Here is a 19,892-nt window from a genome sequence, read left to right on the forward strand (position 1 = left end):
TCTCAACGCGGACCCTTCCGAGGGGTGTGCGGCCCGGCGGCGACGGGAGCGGGCGCGCAGGCGCGGCGCCACAGGTCGGGCAGTTCGGCGGCGGAACCCAGGACGAGGACGCGCCATCCGGCCGCGGTCAGCACGTCGTGGACCCCGCTCAGGGTGTCGGGGCCGGGCCAGGCGGCGTGCGCACACAGCACGGCGACGCGCACGCCCCGGCCGCCCGTGCGGGACAGGGCGGCGGCCTCCTCCGGGTCCACCGCGCCCAGTACCGCCACGACCAGGCTGGTCGTCCCGCGGGAGTCGGCCAGCATGCCGATCCCGCCGAGCAGCCCGGGTGTGTCGGAGGACTCCGCGACGGCCAGGCTGTCCAGCACGCCCGACGCGTTCGCGGTCCGCACCCGGCCCCGCTCGGTGTGCAGGCGCAGCTCGTGGCCGCTGTCGAGCAGGTGCACCGCCACCGAGGCGGCCGCGCTCACCGCGGTCTCCAGGGACCCGCCGGGGCCCGGGTACCCGTGCGCCCGGCGCCGCGTGTCCAGCAGGACCACGCTGTTCTCGCGCGAGTGCTGCTCGTCCCGGCGCACCATGAGCTCACCGTGCTTGGCGGTGGACCGCCAGTGCACCTTGCGCAGGTCGTCGCCGTACCGGTACTCGCGGGGGACGGGGTCCTGCTCCCCGGCGCCGGTCATCGAACGCCGGGGTGAGTCCTCGCCCTTGGATCCGTCGGCGGCGCCCAGCGCGGTCAGCGGGACGGTCACGGGGGTCACGAGCAGGCGCGAGGGCCCGCCCACGCTGCGGCTGACCCGCACGCACCCCAGCGGGTCGGTCACCCCGATCCGCAGCGGGCCCACCGGGTAGTTCCCGCGTACGGCCGGGCGCACCAGGTAGGCGATGTCGCGCACGGCGCGCGGACCCAGGTAACCCACCGTGTAACGGGGTTCGTCGCCCAGCGGTACGGGCAGCGTGTCCTGTACCGACACCGCGGCCACCGGCCAGGTCCGCGAGGAGTTGCCCACGCGCAGCTGTACCTGGGCGTTGTGCCCCGCCGGGATCCGGACGGGGGACAGGGTGCGGCTGTGCACGACGCGGGAGGCGGCCCCCAGGACCGTCAGTGCCGACAGCGGCGGGACCACGGTCAGCAGCACGCCCAGGCCCACGACCTCGCGCTGTCCCACGACCAGGCCGGCCACCAGGGCGGTCAGGCCGAGGATGAGCATGCAGACGCCTCGTGCGGTGAGGGTTCGGTGCGGGCGCATGGACCCTCTCTCGGGGGCGGGTGCGTACGGGGGCGGGGCGGACGCGCGGGGCCGCGGGCGCCGGGTCTACTGCGGGCCGGGCACGGGCAGGCGCGCGACCAGCTTGGCCACGATCTGCTCGGGGGTCAGGCGCTCCATCTGCGCCTCGGGGCCGGGCAGCAGCCGGTGCGCGAGCACCGGCACGGCCAGGGTCTGCACGTCGTCGGGAACGACGTAGTGCCGTCCGTCCAGGGCGGCGTAGGCGCGGGCGGCCTGCACCAGGTGCAGGGTGGCCCGCGGCGAGGCGCCCAGGCGCAGCTCGGGGCTGGTCCGGGTCGCGTTGATCAGGTCCACGACGTAGCGGCGCATGCCCGGGGCCACGTGCACCGTGCGTACCCGGTCGGCCAGGTCGCGGATCTGGGCGGCGTTGGTGACGGGCGTCAGGCTGTCCAGCGGCGAGCTGGAGCTGTGCGAGTCGATCATGTCGAGTTCGGCCTGGGGAGCGGGGTAGCCGACCGAGACGCGGGCCATGAACCGGTCGCGCTGGGCCTCGGGGAGGGCGTAGGTGCCCTCCATGTCGCCCGGGTTCTGGGTGGCCACCACCATGAACGGCCGCTCCAGGGCGCGGGTCTGACCGTCCACGCTCACCTGGCGTTCGGCCATGCACTCCAGCAGGGCGGCCTGGGTCTTGGGCGAGGCTCGGTTGATCTCGTCGCCCACCACGATGTTGGCGAACACCGGGCCGGGGTTGAACTCGAACTCGCGCCGGTCCTGGTGGTAGACGCTGACGCCGGTGATGTCACTGGGCAGCAGGTCCGGCGTGAACTGCACGCGCTGCACGGAGCAGTCCACGGCGCGGCCCAGGGCCTTGGCCAGCATGGTCTTGCCGACGCCGGGGACGTCCTCGATGAGCAGGTGGCCCTCGGCGAGCAGGACCGTCAGCGCCAGGCGCAGCACCTCCGGCTTGCCCTCGATGACCGTCTCGATCGCGGCGCGGACGCGGTCGGCCACGGCGACGATCTCACCGACGTCCCCCTGGACGCCGCCCCCGCGACCGCCGTGGTGTGTACCGAGTGACACCAGACCCCTCCCGCTCCCTGTGGCTCCGTGTGTCGCTGTTCGGAACTGAGGCTAAGCCCATTCAAACCGATTGCAAACCAAAGTGCCGGAATCAGCGGCCGATTGGTTCCAGGGATGGCCAAAGAGGTCAAAGGGGTCCAACCACCCTCCTGATCCTCGGTGACGGCGCCGGCGTGGGGCGAGGGTGCGGAGCAGGGAGGACCCTGTCTGCGATCGGCCCCGGGACCCGACACGCCGGTCCGACACGCCGGTCCGACACGCCGAGCCGATCCGGTGGGCGCTCGCCCCGTTTCCTCCGCGCGCGAACGCTCGCACGCGCGTGGCGCCGCCGCAGGTCGCCGTGGTCCCGAAGGTCCGTGTCACCGCGACACACCCCGCGCCCTCCACTCCCCCCCACCTCCGCGCCCAGCGCTGTGAACTGCGGTTTCGCTGTTCCCAGAGGTCGGGAAAGCCGGAAAGATCTGTTGACGGTGGGGAAGAGTGGAGTAAGGTGGGGCACCGTGGAGAGGGTGAATTCTCCACTTCGAGGGTGAGGGAGGTGGAAGTGTGTTCCTCGGCACCCACACGCCCCGGCTCGACCAGAAGGGGCGGCTCTTCCTCCCCGCGAAGTACCGCGACGAGCTGTCGGGGGGTCTGGTGATCACCAAGGGCCAGGAACGCTGCCTCTACGTCTTCCCGACGGAGGAGTTCCGGCGCATCACCGACGCGCTCGCCACCACCCCGGTCACCGCCAAGGCGGTGCGCGACTACAGCAGGGTCCTCTTCGCCAGCGCCTCGGACGAGAACTGCGACAAGCAGGGCAGGGTCACCATCCCGGCCAAGCTCCGCGACTACGCGGGCCTGGACCGGGAGTGCGTCGTGATCGGCGCCAACACCCGCCTGGAGATCTGGGACTCCCGGGCGTGGTCGGACTACGAGGCCGAACAGGAACCCGCCTTCGCGCAACTGTCGGAGGAGGTGCTGCCCGGGGTGCTGTGACCCCGGCGGGAGCACCGCCGGACCGACCAGCACACAGTCCACACCCTCGCAAGCCGGAGTCCGGCAACGGCCTCCGGACGCGGTCTCCACGAGCTGGCGCGACTTCCCCGGTGCCAGGTCGTGAGCGCGAAGCCACCGGAAGGTGGACAATAGCGGCCGTGTCCGGAGGCCCGCCGGAACCCGACGGGCCGTGCCAAGGACACCGTGGAGCGCACCGACCGGGGCGCTACCGCGGCGACTCGGGGGGAGACGGCGACAGCGTGGAGGAACAGCAGCGCATGGGGGACAACCGGCAGCACGGGCGAGGCGGTGGGCCCGGGGACGCCCACCCGGGCGGGGACGGCGTCCCCGCGGACGGGGAGCACACCGGCGGGGAGCGGACGCGCGTCGACGCGACCCGCTCCGGAGCCGACCCCCTGCACGTGCCCGTCATGCTCGACCGGATCGTGGAACTGCTCGCCCCCGCCCTGGAGCGGCCCGGCGCCGTCCTGGTCGACGGCACCCTGGGCCTGGGCGGCCACTCCGAGGCGCTCCTGCGCGCCTGCCCCGGCATGCGCCTGGTCGGCGTCGACCGCGACACCACCGCCCTGGAGCGCAGCGCCGCGCGCCTGGTACCCTACGCCGACCGCACCCACTTCGTGCACGCGGTCTACTCCGACATCCCGCGCGCCCTGGACGAGGCGGGCGCGGCCGAGGCCGACGCCGTCCTGCTCGACCTCGGCGTCTCCTCGCCGCAGCTGGACGAGACCGACCGCGGCTTCGCCTACGCCCACGACGCGCCGCTGGACATGCGCATGGACCGCACCCAGCCGCTCACCGCCGCCGAGGTCGTCAACACCTACCCGGTCGCCGAGCTCACCCGTGTGCTGCGCGCCTACGGCGAGGAGCGCTTCGCCTCCCGCGTGGCCAGGGCCATCGAGCGCCAGCGCGCCCAGGCGCCCATCGAGTCCACCCGCGCCCTGGCCGAGCTGGTGCGCGATGCCATCCCGGCGGCCACCCGCCGCACCGGCGGCCACCCCGCCAAGCGCGCCTTCCAGGGCCTGCGCATCGAGGTCAACGCCGAGCTGTCCATCCTCGAACGCGCCCTGCCCGCCGCGGTCGCGCGCCTGGCGGTCGGCGGCCGCGTGGCCGTGCTGTCCTACCACTCGCTGGAGGACAGGATGACCAAGAGGGCCCTGGCCGCGCTGGCCACCGACACCACGCCCGCGGACCTGCCGGTCCCCCTGCCCGACCGGCAGCCCGAACTCCGGCTCCTCACCCGGGGCGCCGAACTCCCCACGGACGAAGAGAACGAACGCAACCCGCGCGCACAGTCGGCCCGCCTCCGGGCGGCCGAGCGCGTGCGACCACCGCGGCAGTAGGGAGACCCAGATGAGCACGAGGACGGACACGCGCCGCGCACCCGCCCGCGGTGGCAAGACCCCAGCCGGGAAGGCCCCCGCCGGGAAGACGGCCCCCGCGCAGCCCAAGCGCGCGACCAGGCCCCCGTCCAAGCCCACGCCCGCACCGGCCGGGCGCACCCGGTCCGGGGACGGCGCGCAGAGCCGGGCGCCGCGCATCCCCTTCGTCCTGCTCATCCTGTTCCTGCTGGGAGCCACGCTCGTCAGCCTGCTCGTCCTGCGCAGCGTCGTGGCGGAGGAGGCCTTCGCCATCTCCAGCCTCCAGGAGGAGAACCGGGAGCTGTCCTACGCGGAGCAGCAGGCGCGTCGCACCGTCGCCGAGCTGGAGAGCGCCGAGCGCATCTCCGACGAGGCCGAGGCCATGGGCATGGAGCGGGGCGGGGAGCCCCCGCTCTTCCTCGACCCCGACACCGGCGAGATCAGCGGCGCCACCGGGAGCGGTGAGTGAGCGCTCCCAGGGACCGGCGCCCCCGGGACCCGCGCAGGCCCGGGGCGGCCAACCGCTCGGGGTCCCGGCCCAACAGGAGGCCCCAGCGCGAGCCGCGCCGACCCGACGGCGGCGCCCGCCCCTCGGCACGCGCCCAGAAGCGTCCGGCGCGGGAGGCGCGCGGCGGTGAGCGCCCCCGCCGCGGGGGCTCCCCGCCCTCGCTCCCGCCCCTGCTGCGCCGCACCTTCCGCAGGGGCGAGCCGCCGGGCCGCATCAAGATCGGCGGAGCCCTGATCATGGCCGTCCTGCTGCTCTTCGCCGGACGCCTGGTGCAGATCCAGGTCGTGGAGGCCGACCACTACGCCGAGGCGGCCTCCAACACGCGCCTCCAGACCATCGACATCCCCACCCTGCGCGGCCAGATCACCGACGCCGACGGCAACCCCTTCGCGCTGTCGCTGGAGGTGCGCACCGTCTTCGTCGACCCCGAGATGGTCGCCGAGGACGAGCGCGACCAGCTCGTCGAGGAGCTCGTCACCCGCTTCGGCCTGGAGGAGGACGAGGTCGCCCAGAAGGTGGACGCCGCGCCCAGCCGCTACGAGGTGGTCGCCCGCGGGGTCCTGCCCGAGGAGTGGGAGGAGCTGGCCGGCCTCAACCTGTCCGGCCTGGGCTCGCAGACCTCCTACGAGCGCGTCTACCCCGAGGAGACCGGTGCCGCCGACCTCGTCGGCTTCGTGGGCGCCGAGGGCCACGGCCTGGAGGGGCTGGAGGGCTACCTCAACGACACCCTGGCCGGTGAGGCGGGCAAGCGCCGCGTCGAGGTGGGCCTCGACGGCACCCAGATCCCCATGGCGGGCGGCCTGGTCAGTGAGCCCGAGCCGGGCCAGGACGTGCGCCTGACCCTGGACCAGGACATCCAGTGGTACGCCGCCCAGACCCTCGCCGAGCGCGTGGAGGAGCTGGACGCCCAGGGCGGCAGTGTCATCGTGGAGCGGGTCGGCACCGGTGAGGTCCTCGCCATGGCCGACTACCCCACCTACTCCCAGAGCGACATCTCCTCCAGCTCCGCCGAGCAGTGGTCCAACGGCGCGGTGGCCACGATCTTCGAGCCGGGCAGCACCAACAAGGTGATCACCATGGCCGCCGCCCTGGAGGAGGGGATCACCGCCCCGGAGACGGTCTACACCGTGCCCGACAGCATCCGGTACCTGGACCAGACGTTCAACGACTCCAGCCCCCACGAGACCCTGCGCCTGACGACCAACGGCATCATGGCCCAGTCCAGCAACGTGGGCACCATCAAGATCGCCGACCAGGTGGGGCGGGGCGTCCTGCACTCCTACCTGGAGGACTTCGGGCTCGGCCGGCCGACCGGGCTCCAGCTGCCCGGTGAGCAGGCGGGCGTCCTCAACGATCCGGAGGACTGGTGGGGCACCCAGCTGCCGTCGGTCTCCATCGGCCACAGCCTGTCGGTGACCGCCGCGCAGATGGCGTCGGTGTACGCCACCGTCGCCAACGGCGGAGTGCGGGTGGAGCCCCGGGTGATCGCCGGGACGGTGAACACCCAGGGGGAGTTCACCCCGTCCGAGGAGCCCGAACAGCGGCGCGTGATCAGCGAGGAGACCGCCGGGCAGCTCGCGCTGATGCTGGAGGCGGTCACCAGCGACGAGGGCACCGCGCCCCAGGCCCGCATCGACGGGTACCGGGTCGCGGGCAAGACCGGTACCGCCAACCGGATCGACCCCGAGACGGGCGACTACGACGGCGGCGGGTACACGTCCACCTTCTCCGGGTTCGCGCCCGCCGACGACCCCGAGGTCGTCGTCCAGGTGGTGCTGCACAACCCGCAGGAGGACTACTACGGCGGCGAGGCCGCGGGGCCGGTGTTCAACGACATCATGTCCTTCGCGCTCAAGACGCTGAAGATCCCGCCGTCGGGGACCGAGCCGCCCGCCATCCGGCTGTCGGAGGACCAGAGCGCCGGTTAGGCGGGCTGGCCGAAAGCGTCGCCGGTGTGATGCGCGGGCCCCGACCCGCGTTGGGCCTGTACCTGTGGCCGATCTCGGCGTTCGAGCCTCGCCACGGGTACGGGGTCGCGGCCCATCGGGGCGGGGCCACCGCGTCAGGGCACGGTGCGGTCCAGGTGGGCGCGCACGGAGCGTACGTGCTCGGGGCCGGTGCGGCAGCACCCGCCCACGAGCGCCGCTCCGGCCTCGTACCAGCCCACGGCGGCGCGGCCGAACTCCTCGGGATCGGCCGTGCCGGTCCACCGCCCCCGCGCCGCGTCCCACTCCTCTCCGGAGTTGGGGTAGGCCACCGCCGGGACGCCGCACGCGGCGACCGCGCGCACCAGCGCGGGGACGTGCCGGGGTGCGGTGCAGTTGACGCCCACCGCCACCAGGCGCCCGGCGGCGTGCAGAGGGGCGAGTTCGGCGGTGGCCTCGCGCAGGGGCGTGCCGTCGCTGACGCGCTCGCCGTCCCGGCAGGAGAAGCTGATCCACGCGCGGGCGCCGGGGGTCTCGGCCAGCAGCCGGGCCAGCGCCCGGGCCTCGGCCGCCGAGGGGACGGTCTCGCAGGCGAGCAGGTCCGCTCCGGCGTCGGCGAGCACCCGCCAGCGCTCCCGGTGCCAGGCGTACAGGCCCTCCTCGTCCAGGTCGTAGTCGCCGGTGTACTCCGAGCCGTCCGCCCGGGCCGCGCCGTAGGGGCCCACCCCGGCGGCCACCAGGCCGGAGCCGAACGCATCGCGCTCGGCCCGCGCCAGCTCCACCGAGCGGGCGATCAGCGCCAGGGCCTCGGCCTGGGTGGCGCCACGCGCGGTCAGCGCCGGAACGCTCGCCTGGTACCCGGCGGCGATGGCCACGTCCGCGCCCGCCTCGAAGTAGTCCCGGTGCACCCGGCGGACGAGGTCGGGCTCCTCGGCCAGCAGCCGCGCCGACCAGAGCCCGCCGCCCAGATCGCGGCCGTAGGCCTCCAGACGGGTCGCCAGCCCGCCGTCGAGCACCAGAGGGCGCTGCGACGGGACGGTTCCGGCCATGTGCCACCTCCGCGTCCGAGGAGCCCTGGGGACGTCTCCAGCCTAGGGTCTGTTTCGCGGACGGGCCTCTCAAGCTTGTGGGGTCTGGTTCGGGCGTCCACGGGGTCCTGGAGGGGCCGGAGTCGGGCGAGGGCGGCGGTGGGTGACGGGTGGGCACGAGCCCACCCGCCTCCGGCGCCACTGCGCCTGCTTCGACCCGGTTCCCGTGCTCCGGGCGCCCGGACAAGGAAAATGCTGCGCGTAGCGTCCGTTGAGGGCGGTAGCCCGCCTCGTCGCGGAGCGCCCCCGACGGGCGGTGGCGGGCGACGGGCGGGCCGAAGCGAAGCGGAGGTCCCAGAAAACACCGCCTGGGCGTGGAACAGCCTGCCCGGGCTGGCGACCTGTCGCCGCACCGTCCGGAGCCCGCCAGGGCACAGCCGCTCCTCCTCGCGGTCGTTGGTTCCGGAGGTCCCGCCCGCCGGGGGCGCGACCCCGGCCGCGAAGGACACAGGACGGTCATCGACGCGTGCGACGAACCCGCGTAACCCGGCCGAAACGCCCGGTTCGGGAAACCTCGACGAACGCAGCGTGGAAATTACCGACCGGTCGTCGACAGCGGTTAACCTCCACACGTGCCACCGGTAATGCGACCTGAACACACGCCACTTCGTCCACTGTCCGCCCTCGCAGCGCTGCTCGGGCCGGACGCCTCCCTCCTGCGCCCGGACCTGGGCGCGGACCGACCCCCCGAGGTGCCCGACAGGGAGGTGCACGTCCGCGGCATCACCCACGACTCCCGCAAGGTGGGGCCCGGCGACCTGTACGCCGCCCTGCCCGGGACCCGTGCGCACGGCGCCGACTTCGCCGCGCAGGCGGCCGAGGCGGGCGCCGCCGCCGTCCTCACCGACGGTGACGGGGCCGAGCTGGCCGCCGCCACCGGACTGCCCGTCGTCGTGGTCCCCGACGCGCGCGCCGCGCTGGGCAAGGCGGCCTCGTGGATCTTCAAGGATCCGGCGCAGGACCTGCTGCTGATCGGCACCACCGGCACCAGCGGCAAGACCACCGTCACGTACCTGGTCGAGTCGGGCCTGCGCCACGCCGGGATGCACACCGGCCTCGTCGGCACCGTGGAGATGCGGGTGGGCGACGAGCGCGTCACCTCCTCGCTCACCACGCCCGAGGCCACCGACCTGCACGGCCTGTTCGCCCTCATGCGCGAACGCGGCGTCTCCGCCGCCGCCATGGAGGTCTCCAGCCACGCCCTGGCCCTGGGCCGGGTGGGCGGCACCCGCTACGACGTCGCGGTCTTCACCAACCTGTCCCAGGACCACCTGGACTTCCACTCCGACCTGCGCGACTACTTCGACGCCAAGGCCCGCCTGTTCACCCCCGAGTACTGCGACATCGCGGTGGTCAACGCCGACGACCGCTTCGGCCGCGCGCTCGTGGACATGGTGCAGGCCGACGGCCGCGTCCCCGTCACCACCTTCGCCGTGGACGGCTACACCGACGCCGACCCCGCCACCGCCATGGAGGCCGACTGGCGGGCCGTGGACGTGCGTCTGGGCGCCACGGGGAGCGCCTTCCGCATCGTGGGCCCCGGCGGCATGGAGGCCAACGCCTCCATCGCCCTGCCCGGCCCCTTCAACGTCTCCAACGCGATGGCCGCCATCGTCGGACTGGTCGAGGCCGGACTGCCGCTGGAGACCGCGATCGCCGGTGTGGCCGCCGCCCCGGGCGTGCCCGGGCGCATGGAACCGGTCGTGGCCGACGCCGTGCCCCACGCCTTCCAGGACTTCACCGCGCTCGTGGACTACTCGCACAAGCCCGGCGCCATCGAGGCCGTCCTGACCGCCCTGCGCGCCACCACCGAGGGCGAGCTGACCATGGTGGTCGGCTGCGGCGGCGACCGCGACCGCGCCAAACGCCCGCTCATGGGCGAGGCCGCCGCGCGCCTGGCCGACCAGCTGGTCATCACCAACGACAACCCGCGCACCGAGGACCCCGTGAGCATCGCCGCGTCGATGCTCGAAGGGGTCGCCAAGGTCCCCGAGGAGCACCGCGCCCGGGTCACGGTGGAGTTCGACCGGGCCGAGGCCATCCGCCTGGCCGTCGAGCGCGCCCGTCCGGGCGATGTGGTGGTCGTCGCTGGGAAGGGCCACGAGACCGGCCAGTACGTCAAGGGAGAGGTGCTGCCCTTCGACGACCGCGAGGTGCTGCGCGCGGCCATCGAGGACCACCTCGGCATGAGTGCCCGCGAGCGGCTGGGCGTCGCCCTCCAGGACATTCACCGGGTGCCTGACCAGGGCTGACACTCCCGACACTCCCGGAGCGCGAACCGTCTGGACGAGGGGGCGCGGGCACGGCCCGCGCCCCCTCCGCGTCCGCGCCGGACGGTGCCTGAGCGCTTCGGGGCAGGTACGGGCCGACGGTCACGAAGTGGCGCATATTGCCGCCTGTGGGGCCCGGCGGGATTCCGGACGCCCCAAGATGTTCTAAGGTAGGTCCGGCAATCGCAGCCCGAGACGTGACGCCCCCGGTGGCGACCACGACGCGGCCCATGCCGACACCGTGGTGAGGCCCGGCGCGGCAACGCGCGGCATCCGCGGTGTCATCCCCTGACCTGAGACTCCGGCCGGGTGGCCAGCCGCCCCTGTGGCGTCGTGGACCGGGCCTGACATGAGGAGTGGATTTGATCGCGCTCACGCTCGATCGGATCGCTGAGATCACCCAAACCGCCATCGGCGGATCAGCGCGCCCCGAAGCCGTCGTCGACGGCCCCGTCGTCATCGATTCGCGGCAGGCAGTGCCCGGCGCGCTCTTCGTCGCCCTTGGCGGCGAACGCGTCGACGGACACGACTTCGCCGTGTCCGCGGTCGCGGACGGAGCGGCGGCGGCCCTGGTCTCCCGGCCCGTCGACGCCCCCCACCTCCTGGCGGAGGGCGGGGACGAGGGAGTGGTCGCGGCCCTGACGCGGCTGGCCCGGCACGTCGCGGGAGAACTCAGCGATCCCCGCCGCGGAGCGGAGCGCGCCGAGGTCGTCGCGGTCACCGGATCCTCCGGCAAGACCACGACCAAGGACCTCATCGCGCAGGTCGTGGCCCGTATGGGACCGACCGTCGCCCCGGCGGGCTCGTTCAACAACGAGATCGGCCACCCCCTCACCGTGCTGCGCGCCGACACCGGCACCCGGTACCTGGTCCTGGAGGCAGCCGCCCGCGGTATCGGGCACATCGCCCACCTGTGCGGCGTGGCCCCGCCCCGGATCGGCGTGGTGCTCAACGTCGGCAGCGCCCACATGGGGGAGTTCGGCGACCGCGACGCCATCGCCAGGGCCAAGGGCGAGCTGGTCGAGGCGCTCCCGCCGGGAGCCGAGGCCAGGGGCGGGGGAGGGGTCGCCGTCCTCAACGCCGACGACCCGCGCGTGAACGCCATGGCCTCGCGCACCCGTGCGCGCGTGGTCACCTACGGACTGGGGGAGGACGCCGCCGTGCGCGCCACGGACGTGGTCCTGAGCGACACGGGCGCCCCCTCCTTCACCCTCCACCTGGCCGGGCGCACCGCCCGGGTGGAACTGGCCCTCGTCGGAGCCCACCAGGTCCACAACGCGCTGGCCGCCGCCGCGGTCGCCGACGAACTGGGCATGGGCGTGGACGAGATCGCCGAGGCGCTCGGCGCCGCCACACCGGTCAGCCGGTGGCGCATGGAGGTCACCGAGCACGCCGGCGCCACCCTCGTCAACGACGCCTACAACGCCAACCCCGAGTCCATGCGTGCGGCGCTGACCACCCTGGGCGCCCTCGCCCGGGACCGCCGCTCCATCGCCGTCCTGGCCCACATGGCCGAGCTCGGCGAGGACGGCGGGGTCGAGCACGAGAGGATCGGTGAGCTCGCCGCACGCACGGGCGTGGCCCACCTGGTCGTGGTCGGTGAGGCGGCCGAGGGCATCGCCGTCGGTGCCGAGGGCGCCGCGCGGCAGGGACTGTGGCAGGGCGAGAGCGTCCGCGTGGCGGACGTTCACGAGGCCGCCGCGGCGGTGCGCGCGCGGATGCGCACAGGAGACGTCGTCATTGTGAAGGGATCACGCGTGGCAGGGCTCGAAAGGGTTATCGACCTCATCACGGAGGGTGACGCCCGGTGATCGGCATCACTCTGGCGGCGGCCCTCGCGCTCGTCGTCTCCATGGGGCTGATGCCCCCGTTGATCAAGCTCCTGTACCGGTTCAAGTTCGGCCAGGAGGTCCGCGACGACGGACCCGAGGGCCACAAGACCAAGCAGGGCACGCCCACCATGGGCGGTGTCGTCGTCATCCTCGGCGCCGTCGTGGGCTACTTCGGCTCCCACGTGGTGCTCCTGCTCGTGCAGCCCAGCGCCAGCGGGCCCACCGCCTCGGGCCTGCTGGTGATGTTCCTGTTCGTCGGGATGGGCTGCGTCGGCTTCCTCGACGACTTCATCAAGATCTACAAGCGCCGCAGCCTGGGCCTGCGCAGCGGCGCGAAGATGGTCGGCCAGGCCATCGTCGGCGTGGGCTTCGCCTACGGCGTCACCCTCTTCCCCAACGGCTACGGCTACACCCCCGCCGCCCCCAGCCTCTCCTTCCTCCGCGACTTCGGCCCCCCGCTGATGATCGGCCTGTTCGTCCTGTGGGCCCTCTTCCTCATCGTCGGCTTCTCCAACGCGGTGAACCTGACCGACGGCCTCGACGGCCTGGCCACCGGCGCGACGATCCTGTCCCTGGTCGCCTACGTCATCATCGGCAACTGGCAGCTGCGCCAGTCCTGCGTGTCCTACCTCTCGGACAGCTGCTACACGGTCCGCGACCCCCTGGACCTGGCCGTGGTGGCCGCCTCCGTGCTCGGCTCCTGCATCGCCTTCCTGTGGTTCAACGCCCCGCCCGCCAAGATCTTCATGGGCGACACCGGCTCCCTGGCCCTGGGCGGCCTGATCGTGGGCCTGGCCATCACCACCCGCACCCAGCTCCTGCTGCTGCTCATCGGCGGCCTGTTCGTCATCATCACGCTGTCGGTGATGGTCCAGATCACCTCGTTCCGCCTCACCGGCAAACGCGTGTTGCGCATGGCGCCCCTCCAGCACCACTTCGAGCTCAAGGGCTGGGCCGAACCCACCATCGTGATCCGCTTCTGGATCATCCAGGGCCTGTTCGTGGCGATCGCCATCGGGCTCTTCTACCTGGAATGGATGCCGAGGTAGGCATGGCGCACCACGCTTCCGACACACCGTCCGGCCCCGCACCGGGGGACGCACCCCTGGAGGGGCGCCGGGTCTGCGTCGCCGGCCTGGGCGTGTCCGGGCCCCCCGTGGCCAGGGCGCTCCTGGCCCGCGGGGCCCGCGTGACGGTCGTCGACGGCCGCGACGACGACACCGTCCACCCCGTGGCCGACCGGCTCCGGTCGGAGGGCGCCGAGGTGGTCCTGGGCGCCACCCCGCTGCCCGGGGACTGCGACCTGGTCGTCACCTCGCCCGGCTGGCGCCCCGACTCCCCGCTGCTGGTCCGGGCCGCCGAGGCCGGGATCGAGGTCATCGGGGACGTCGAACTCGCCTGGCGGCTCAAGCCCGCCGACCAGGTGTGGCTGGCCGTGACCGGCACCAACGGCAAGACCACCACCGTGCGCATGCTGGAGGCGATGCTCCGCGCGGACGGCCGCGACGCGCTCGCCGTCGGCAACGTCGGCACACCGGTCGTGGAGGCGGTCCAGCCCGACGCGGAGGGTCGTGTCCGCGAGGTCCTGGCCGTGGAGCTGTCCAGCTTCCAGCTGCACTGGTCCTCCAGCCTGCGCCCGCACGCCGCGACCGTCCTCAACGTCGCCCCCGACCACCTGGACTGGCACGGCGGCCTGGACCCCTACGCCCGCGCCAAGGGACGAGTGTTCGCGCAGGGCACCCTGCGCGTCGTCAACACCGCCGACGCCTGGTCGACGCGCCTGGCCGAGGAGGACGGCGACCCGCACACGCCGCTGGTCGGCTTCCGCCTGGACACGCCCCGCGCGGGAGAGGTCGGCGTGGTCGAGGACCTGCTGGTGGACCGGGCCTTCGTCGAGGACCCGCACAGCAGCGCCGAGGAACTGGCCACGCTCTCCGACGTGCGCCCGGCCGCGCCGCACAACGTCGCCAACGCCCTGGCCGCCGCCGCGCTGGCCCGCTCGGTGGGCGTGGCGCCCGCCTCGGTCCGGGCCGGGCTGTCCGCCTTCGAGCCCGAGCCGCACCGCATCGCCTTCGTGGCCGCGGCGGGGGGCGTGGACTACGTGGACGACTCCAAGGCCACCAACCCGCACGCCGCCGCCGCGTCCCTGGGCTCCTACCCGTCCGTGGTCTGGATCGCGGGCGGCCTGCTCAAGGGCGCCGAGGTCGACGACCTGGCCGCGATGGCCGCCGACCGCCTGCGCGGCGCCGTGCTCATCGGCGCCGACCGCGCCCGGCTGCGCGAGGCCCTGGCCGAGCGCGCCCCCGGGGTGCCGGTGCTGGAGGTCGAGGGCCCCGCCGAGGGGGACCGCACCGTCATGGACGCGGTGGTCGCCGCCGCCGCCTCCCTGGCCGAGGAGGGGGACACCGTGCTGCTGGCGCCCGCGGCCGCCTCCATGGACATGTTCACCGACTACCACGAACGGGGCCGCCTCTTCGCCGAGGCCGTGCGCCGATTGCCCTGAGTGACGGGTCGCCGCCCGTGCGTGACAGAATGCGCACGGGCGGCTCCCGCTGTGCCCTCCGCCACGCCCCGGGCCGCCAAAGATGGCCAACACGCGCGAAATGTCCACGGCTTCCCACCCGCCGGTACGCCAGTATTGAGGCGCGAATTTCGTGCGGAGGGTGTGGATGGCGGCGACGACGGCGGTTCCCGGGGCGACCCGGTCCAAGGCGCGCGCGGCGGCGGGCGGGCGTGAGCGCGCCCTGTGGCGCGAGTGGGTCCGCCTGCTGGACCGGCCGCTCACCTCGTACTACCTGATCCTGGGTACCTCGGTCCTGCTCATCGCGCTGGGCCTGATGATGGTGCTGTCCTCCACGATGGTCAACTCCATCGACGAGACCGGCTCGGCCTTCTCGATGTTCCAGCAGCAGCTGGTCTCGGCCGCCCTCGGCCTGCCGCTGATGTTCCTCGCCTCCCACCTGCCCCAGCGGATCTTCCGCCTGGTCGGCTACCCGGCGATGATCATCTCGGCGGCGCTGCTGCTGCTCACCGTCTTCCAGGGCGTGGAGGTCAACGGCGCCACCCGCTGGCTGGACCTGGGCGGCCTGATCATCCAGCCCTCCGAACCGGCCAAGCTCGCCTTCGCCCTGTGGGGCGCCAACATCCTGGCCCGCAAGGAGGAGCTGCGCGAGCTCACCGAGTGGCGGCACCTGCTCATCCCGCTGCTGCCCGGATGCGGCCTGCTGGTCCTGCTGGTGCTGATGGGCTCCAACCTGTCCACGGGCCTGGTGTTCCTGGTCACCTTCCTGGGCCTGCTGTGGGTGGTCGGCGCGCCCGGCAGGCTCTTCGGGGCCATGTTCGGCCTGGTCCTGGGGCTGGCCGCCATCGCCATCGCCATCGAGCCCTACCGCATGGCACGCGTCACCTCCTTCCTGGACCCCGAGGCCGACCCCCTCGGCTCGGGCATGCAGTCGCTGCACAGCCTCTACGCCCTGGGCACCGGCGGGATCTTCGGCGTCGGCATCGGTGAGAGCCGTGAGAAGTGGGGCTTCCTGCCCTTCGCCGAGTCCGACTTCGTCTTCGCCATCATCGGCGAGGAGTTCGGCCTCATCGGCACCGTGCTCATGCTCGTCCTGTTCGGCATGCTCGGCTACGCCGGGCTGCGCGTGGCCTTCCGCGTCAAGGAGCCCTTCCCCCGCCTGGCCTCCTTCGCCATCGTCGCCTGGATCATGGGCCAGGCCATGATCAACATGGGCGCCGTCATCGGGCTGCTGCCCGTCACCGGAGTCCCGCTGCCGCTGGTCTCCTACGGGGGCTCGTCCCTGGTGACCACCATGGCGGCCCTGGGCGTGCTCCTGGCGCTGGCCAAGACCGAGCCCGAGGCGCGCAAGGCGCTGGAGGCCCGGGGTCCCAGTCGGGCGCAAAGGGCTCTAAGCTGGCTGGGCCTGGACAACATCGCTGCCTCGGTCAGCAGCCTCGGCGGCGCGGCGGCGTCCGGGCGACCCACCACGGCACGCGGCCCGCGCACGGCGGGCGCCCGCGGTGGCAGGACAACGGCCAAGCACAGGAGCGGACCGGTCCCGGCGGGTGACCGGCCAAGGAGGAATCGGCGACGATGAGGGTAGCCCTCGCCGGAGGCGGCACGGCCGGGCATATCGAGCCCGCACTCTCCCTTGCGGACGCGCTGCGGCGCATGGACCCCAGCACGGAGATCCTCTGCCTGGGCACCGAACGGGGCCTGGAGACCCGTCTTGTGCCCATGCGCGGCTACGAGCTGGGCATCATTCCGGCCGTCCCCCTGCCGCGCAGGCTCACCCCGCAGCTGCTCAGCGTGCCCGGCAAGCTCGCGGGCGCCCTCAGCGCGGCCGGTGAGCACCTGGACCGTCTCCAGGCCGACATCATCGTCGGCTTCGGCGGCTACGTGGCCACGCCCGGCTACCTGGCCGCCCGCCGCAGGCGCATCCCCATCGTCGTCCACGAGGCCAACCCCCTGCCGGGCCTGGCCAACCGGCTGGGCGCACGGCTGACCCCGCACGTGTTCACCGGCCACCCCCACACCCAGATCCGCAACGGCCGCTTCGTCGGCATCCCGCTGCGCGAGCAGATCACCTCGCTCGACCGGCTGGCCATGGGCGACAAGGCCCGTACCTACTTCGGCCTGCGCCACGACCTGCCCACCCTGCTGATCTTCGGCGGTTCCCAGGGCGCCCAGCGCATCAACGAGACCGCCTACGCCGCCCGCGACGCCTTCCGCGACAGCGGAGTCCAGGTCCTGCACGTGGTCGGCCCCAAGAACGCCGACGAGCCCCAGGACCTCACCCAGATGGGCGTCCCCTACGTCGCCGTCCCCTACGTGGACCGCATGGACATGGCCTACGCCGCAGCCGACGTGGCCATGTGCCGCTCCGGTGCGATGACCTGCGCGGAGCTGACCGCCGTCGGCCTGCCCGGCGCGTTCGTGCCGCTGGCCATCGGCAACGGCGAGCAGGCCCTCAACGCCGAGCCCATCGTCCAGGCGGGCGGTGGGATGGTGGTCAACAACGCCGACGTCTCGGTCGAGTGGATCACCCGGCAGCTCATCCCGCTGCTCACCGACACCGACCGGGTCGTGGCCATGTCCGAGGCGGCCGCCCGGATGGGCCGCCGCGACGCCGACATGGAACTGGCCCGCGAGGTCACGGCCATCGCCCGCGGCGACAAACCCACGCCCGACATGCCCGTGCCCGAGGACGACGGCGACGAGGCCTTCTACGACGACGGGAAGGACACCCGATGAGCCTGGTGCGGCCGACCGAGCCGGTGCCCGTGGACAAGCTGGGTCGTACCCACTTCATCGGCCTGGGCGGAGCGGGCATGTCCGGCATCGCCCGCGTCCTGCTCCAGTCGGGAGTGGAGGTCTCGGGCAGCGACGCCCGCGACAGCGACACCCTGCGCGAACTGGAGCAGATGGGAGCCGACGTCCACGTGGGGCACGCCGCCGACAACCTCGGCACGGCGGAGACCCTGGTGGTCTCCTCCGCCATCCGCGAGGACAACCCCGAACTGGCCGAGGCGCGCCGCCGCGGCCTGCGGGTGCTGCCCCGGGCCGCGGCCCTGGGCGCGCTGCTGCTGGGCCGCGAGGGCGTCGCCGTCTCGGGCACCCACGGCAAGACCACCACCACGTCCATGGTCGCGGTGGTGCTCCAGCACGTGGGCGCCGACCCCGGCTACGTCATCGGCGGCAGGCTGGTCACCACCGGCCTGGGAGCCGACGCCGGCATCGGCGAGGTCATCGCGGTGGAGGCCGACGAGAGCGACGGCTCCTTCCTCATGCTCTCCCCCAAGATCGCCGTGGTCACCAACGTCGAGGCCGACCACCTGGACAACTACAGCGGCATCGAGGAGATCCACGCCAACTTCGCCTCGTTCGTCGACCGGGTCGAGCGCACGCTCGTCGTGGGCGTGGACGACCCCGGCGCCCGCCGGGTGGCCGAGCTGGCCCGAGAGCGCGGCAAGCGGGTGCTCACCTACGGCGAGGCCGAGGACGCCGACTACCGCGTCACCCGGGTGCGCGCCCGCGGCTTCACCACCGAGTTCACCATCCGCACCGCGGGCGGGGAGCCCGTGGACGGCCAGCTCGCCGTGCCGGGCCGCCACAACGTGCTCAACGCGGCCGCGGCCGTCGCGGTCGCCGACGAGTTGGGCCACGACCTGGAGGTGGCGGTGGAGGGCATCGCCGACTTCGCCGGCGCCGCGCGCCGCTTCGAGTCCAAGGGCGAGGCGGGGGGAGCGGCCGTCTACGACAGCTACGCCCACCACCCCACCGAGATCGAGGCCGACCTGCGCGCCACCCGGGCGGCGCTGGAGTCCCTGGCCGAGGAGGCGCGCGAGGCCGGTCGGGAGCACGCCGGAGGCAGGGTCATCGCCCTGTTCCAGCCGCACCTGTACAGCCGCACCCGCATCTTCGCCGAGGAGTTCGCCGCCGCGCTGAGCCTGGCGGACGAGGTCGTGGTCACCGAGGTCTACGCGGCCCGCGAGGACCCCGAGCCCGGGGTCACCGGCGAGCTGATCACCTCCCGTGTCGCGCACGACCGCGTGCGGTACGTGCCCGGCCGCGACGAGGCCGTGCGCCGGGTGGCCGAGCTGGCCCGCCCCGGTGACATCGTGCTCACCATGGGCGCGGGCGACGTCACCGACCTGGGCCCGCGCATCGTCGAGGCGCTCGCGGAGAGGGCCGACGGCGTCGGGAACTGACGCGGGAACGGCGAACGACGGGGGAAGCGGTCGAGCAGACACACGGAAGGGGCGTAGGTGGTCGCTGAGCAGGAGGAGGCTGCTGAACAGGCGGCGCCGCGCAAGCGGTCCGACCCCTGGAAGTTCGCCTTCGTGGCGCTGCTGGTGGTCGCCCTGGTCTGCGTGGTCGCCTGGCTGCTGCTCGGCTCCCGCCTGCTCGTGGTCCGCGACGTCGCGGTCACCGGCCTGGACCGGATCCCCTCCGAGGAGGTGGTCGAGGCCGTGGACGTGGCCACCGGAACACCCCTGATCAGGGTCGACCTCGACCGGAGCGTGGAGCGCACCGAGGCGCTGCCCCTGGTGGAGTCGGCCACGGTCAGCCGCGGCTGGCCCGCCACCCTGGAGATCGAGGTGGTCGAACGCCAGCCGCTGCTGGCCGTCCGGGTGGGGGAGGACTACCGGCTGGTCGACGCCGACGGCGTGCGCATCGAGGACGCGCCGAGCCTTCCCGACGCCTATCCGCTGGTCCGCGTCACCGGGGAGGTCGAGGGCAGCGAGGCCGTCGCCGCGGCCGCCGACATCGTCGAACAGGCACCGGACTCCCTCCTCTCCCGGATCCGGCTCATCGACGCCACCGACCCCGAGGCGATCACCGTCGAGCTCGCCGAGGACGCCCGCGTCGAGTGGGGCTCGCCCGAGGAGACCGCGCGCAAGAGCGACGTCCTGCGGGTGCTCATCGGCGAGCACCCGCCGCAGGAGGACCGCGTCTACGACGTGTCCGCGCCCGACCTCGCCGTCGTGAGGTGAAGCGTTCCCAGGTACAGGAGAGGGAAGGGGCGCGGGTGGGAGGGGGTCCCGGCGGGACCCGCGGGCGGCCTGCGCGGACATTCCAGACGCGACGCGCCGAGGGCGC

15 protein-coding genes are annotated in these 19,892 nt (G+C 73.5%); 12 read left to right on the plus strand and 3 right to left on the minus strand.

Translation table 11 applies throughout. The features are described 5' to 3' along the window. Positions 1 to 2: 2 nt before the first annotated feature. Positions 3 to 1,247, minus strand: a complete 1,245-nt coding sequence (locus FYW99_RS20505; protein ID WP_190394739.1) for a DUF58 domain-containing protein — start codon at positions 1,245 to 1,247, stop codon at positions 3 to 5. A 66-nt stretch (positions 1,248 to 1,313) separates the two neighbouring features. Beyond that, the gene (locus FYW99_RS20510; protein ID WP_150253657.1) at positions 1,314 to 2,306 is read right to left on the minus strand and encodes an AAA family ATPase; all 993 of its coding nucleotides are present in this window, start codon (positions 2,304 to 2,306) and stop codon (positions 1,314 to 1,316) included. A 546-nt stretch (positions 2,307 to 2,852) separates the two neighbouring features. Here FYW99_RS20510 and mraZ point away from each other — a divergent pair. The 4 genes from mraZ to FYW99_RS20530 all read left to right on the plus strand — a co-directional run bounded on the left by mraZ (position 2,853) and on the right by FYW99_RS20530 (position 7,099). Next, positions 2,853 to 3,284, plus strand: coding sequence for a division/cell wall cluster transcriptional repressor MraZ (gene mraZ / locus FYW99_RS20515; RefSeq protein ID WP_017565728.1), 432 nt, complete (start codon positions 2,853 to 2,855; stop codon positions 3,282 to 3,284). Between the two features lie 278 nt (positions 3,285 to 3,562). Beyond that, a complete protein-coding gene (gene rsmH, locus FYW99_RS20520; RefSeq protein WP_150253828.1) occupies positions 3,563 to 4,645 on the plus strand; it encodes a 16S rRNA (cytosine(1402)-N(4))-methyltransferase RsmH in 1,083 nt (360 codons plus the stop codon). 10 nt (positions 4,646 to 4,655) lie between these two features. Further along, positions 4,656 to 5,132, plus strand: a complete 477-nt coding sequence (locus FYW99_RS20525) for a cell division protein FtsL (protein ID WP_150253658.1) — start codon at positions 4,656 to 4,658, stop codon at positions 5,130 to 5,132. Beyond that, positions 5,129 to 7,099, plus strand: coding sequence for a peptidoglycan D,D-transpeptidase FtsI family protein (locus FYW99_RS20530; RefSeq protein WP_150253659.1), 1,971 nt, complete (start codon positions 5,129 to 5,131; stop codon positions 7,097 to 7,099). The genes FYW99_RS20525 and FYW99_RS20530 overlap by 4 nt, the downstream gene beginning before the upstream one ends. A 134-nt stretch (positions 7,100 to 7,233) precedes the next feature. Here the strand turns inward: FYW99_RS20530 and mmuM are convergent, their stop codons facing one another. Beyond that, positions 7,234 to 8,145, minus strand: coding sequence for a homocysteine S-methyltransferase (gene mmuM / locus FYW99_RS20535; RefSeq protein ID WP_150253660.1), 912 nt, complete (start codon positions 8,143 to 8,145; stop codon positions 7,234 to 7,236). 623 nt (positions 8,146 to 8,768) lie between these two features. Here mmuM and FYW99_RS20540 point away from each other — a divergent pair. The 8 genes from FYW99_RS20540 (at position 8,769) to FYW99_RS20575 (ending at position 19,786) form a co-directional block, all read left to right on the plus strand. Continuing rightward, on the plus strand, positions 8,769 to 10,436 hold the full coding sequence (locus tag FYW99_RS20540; RefSeq protein ID WP_150253661.1) for a UDP-N-acetylmuramoyl-L-alanyl-D-glutamate--2,6-diaminopimelate ligase: 1,668 nt from the start codon (positions 8,769 to 8,771) through the stop codon (positions 10,434 to 10,436). A gap of 380 nt (positions 10,437 to 10,816) precedes the next feature. Further along, positions 10,817 to 12,265, plus strand: a complete 1,449-nt coding sequence (locus FYW99_RS20545; protein ID WP_150253662.1) for a UDP-N-acetylmuramoyl-tripeptide--D-alanyl-D-alanine ligase — start codon at positions 10,817 to 10,819, stop codon at positions 12,263 to 12,265. Further along, positions 12,262 to 13,335 carry a phospho-N-acetylmuramoyl-pentapeptide-transferase gene (gene mraY, locus FYW99_RS20550; protein WP_150253663.1) on the plus strand — a complete coding sequence of 358 codons (1,074 nt, stop codon included), beginning with the start codon at positions 12,262 to 12,264 and terminating at the stop codon, positions 13,333 to 13,335. The genes FYW99_RS20545 and mraY overlap by 4 nt, the downstream gene beginning before the upstream one ends. A gap of 2 nt (positions 13,336 to 13,337) precedes the next feature. After that, complete coding sequence (murD, locus tag FYW99_RS20555) at positions 13,338 to 14,789, plus strand: UDP-N-acetylmuramoyl-L-alanine--D-glutamate ligase (RefSeq protein ID WP_150253664.1); 1,452 nt, start codon at positions 13,338 to 13,340, stop codon at positions 14,787 to 14,789. Between the two features lie 166 nt (positions 14,790 to 14,955). Beyond that, on the plus strand, positions 14,956 to 16,386 hold the full coding sequence (ftsW, locus tag FYW99_RS20560) for a putative lipid II flippase FtsW (RefSeq protein ID WP_150253665.1): 1,431 nt from the start codon (positions 14,956 to 14,958) through the stop codon (positions 16,384 to 16,386). Beyond that, the gene (gene murG, locus FYW99_RS20565) at positions 16,383 to 17,543 is read left to right on the plus strand and encodes an undecaprenyldiphospho-muramoylpentapeptide beta-N-acetylglucosaminyltransferase (protein WP_150253666.1); all 1,161 of its coding nucleotides are present in this window, start codon (positions 16,383 to 16,385) and stop codon (positions 17,541 to 17,543) included. Before ftsW ends, murG begins: the two co-directional genes overlap by 4 nt. Continuing rightward, a complete protein-coding gene (gene murC / locus FYW99_RS20570) occupies positions 17,540 to 19,000 on the plus strand; it encodes a UDP-N-acetylmuramate--L-alanine ligase (protein ID WP_150253667.1) in 1,461 nt (486 codons plus the stop codon). Before murG ends, murC begins: the two co-directional genes overlap by 4 nt. A 57-nt stretch (positions 19,001 to 19,057) precedes the next feature. Next, on the plus strand, positions 19,058 to 19,786 hold the full coding sequence (locus tag FYW99_RS20575; protein ID WP_150253668.1) for a cell division protein FtsQ/DivIB: 729 nt from the start codon (positions 19,058 to 19,060) through the stop codon (positions 19,784 to 19,786). Positions 19,787 to 19,892 lie beyond the last annotated feature (106 nt).

The organism is Nocardiopsis deserti (assembly GCF_008638355.1).
In the GTDB taxonomy this organism is placed as follows: domain Bacteria; phylum Actinomycetota; class Actinomycetes; order Streptosporangiales; family Streptosporangiaceae; genus Nocardiopsis; species Nocardiopsis alborubida.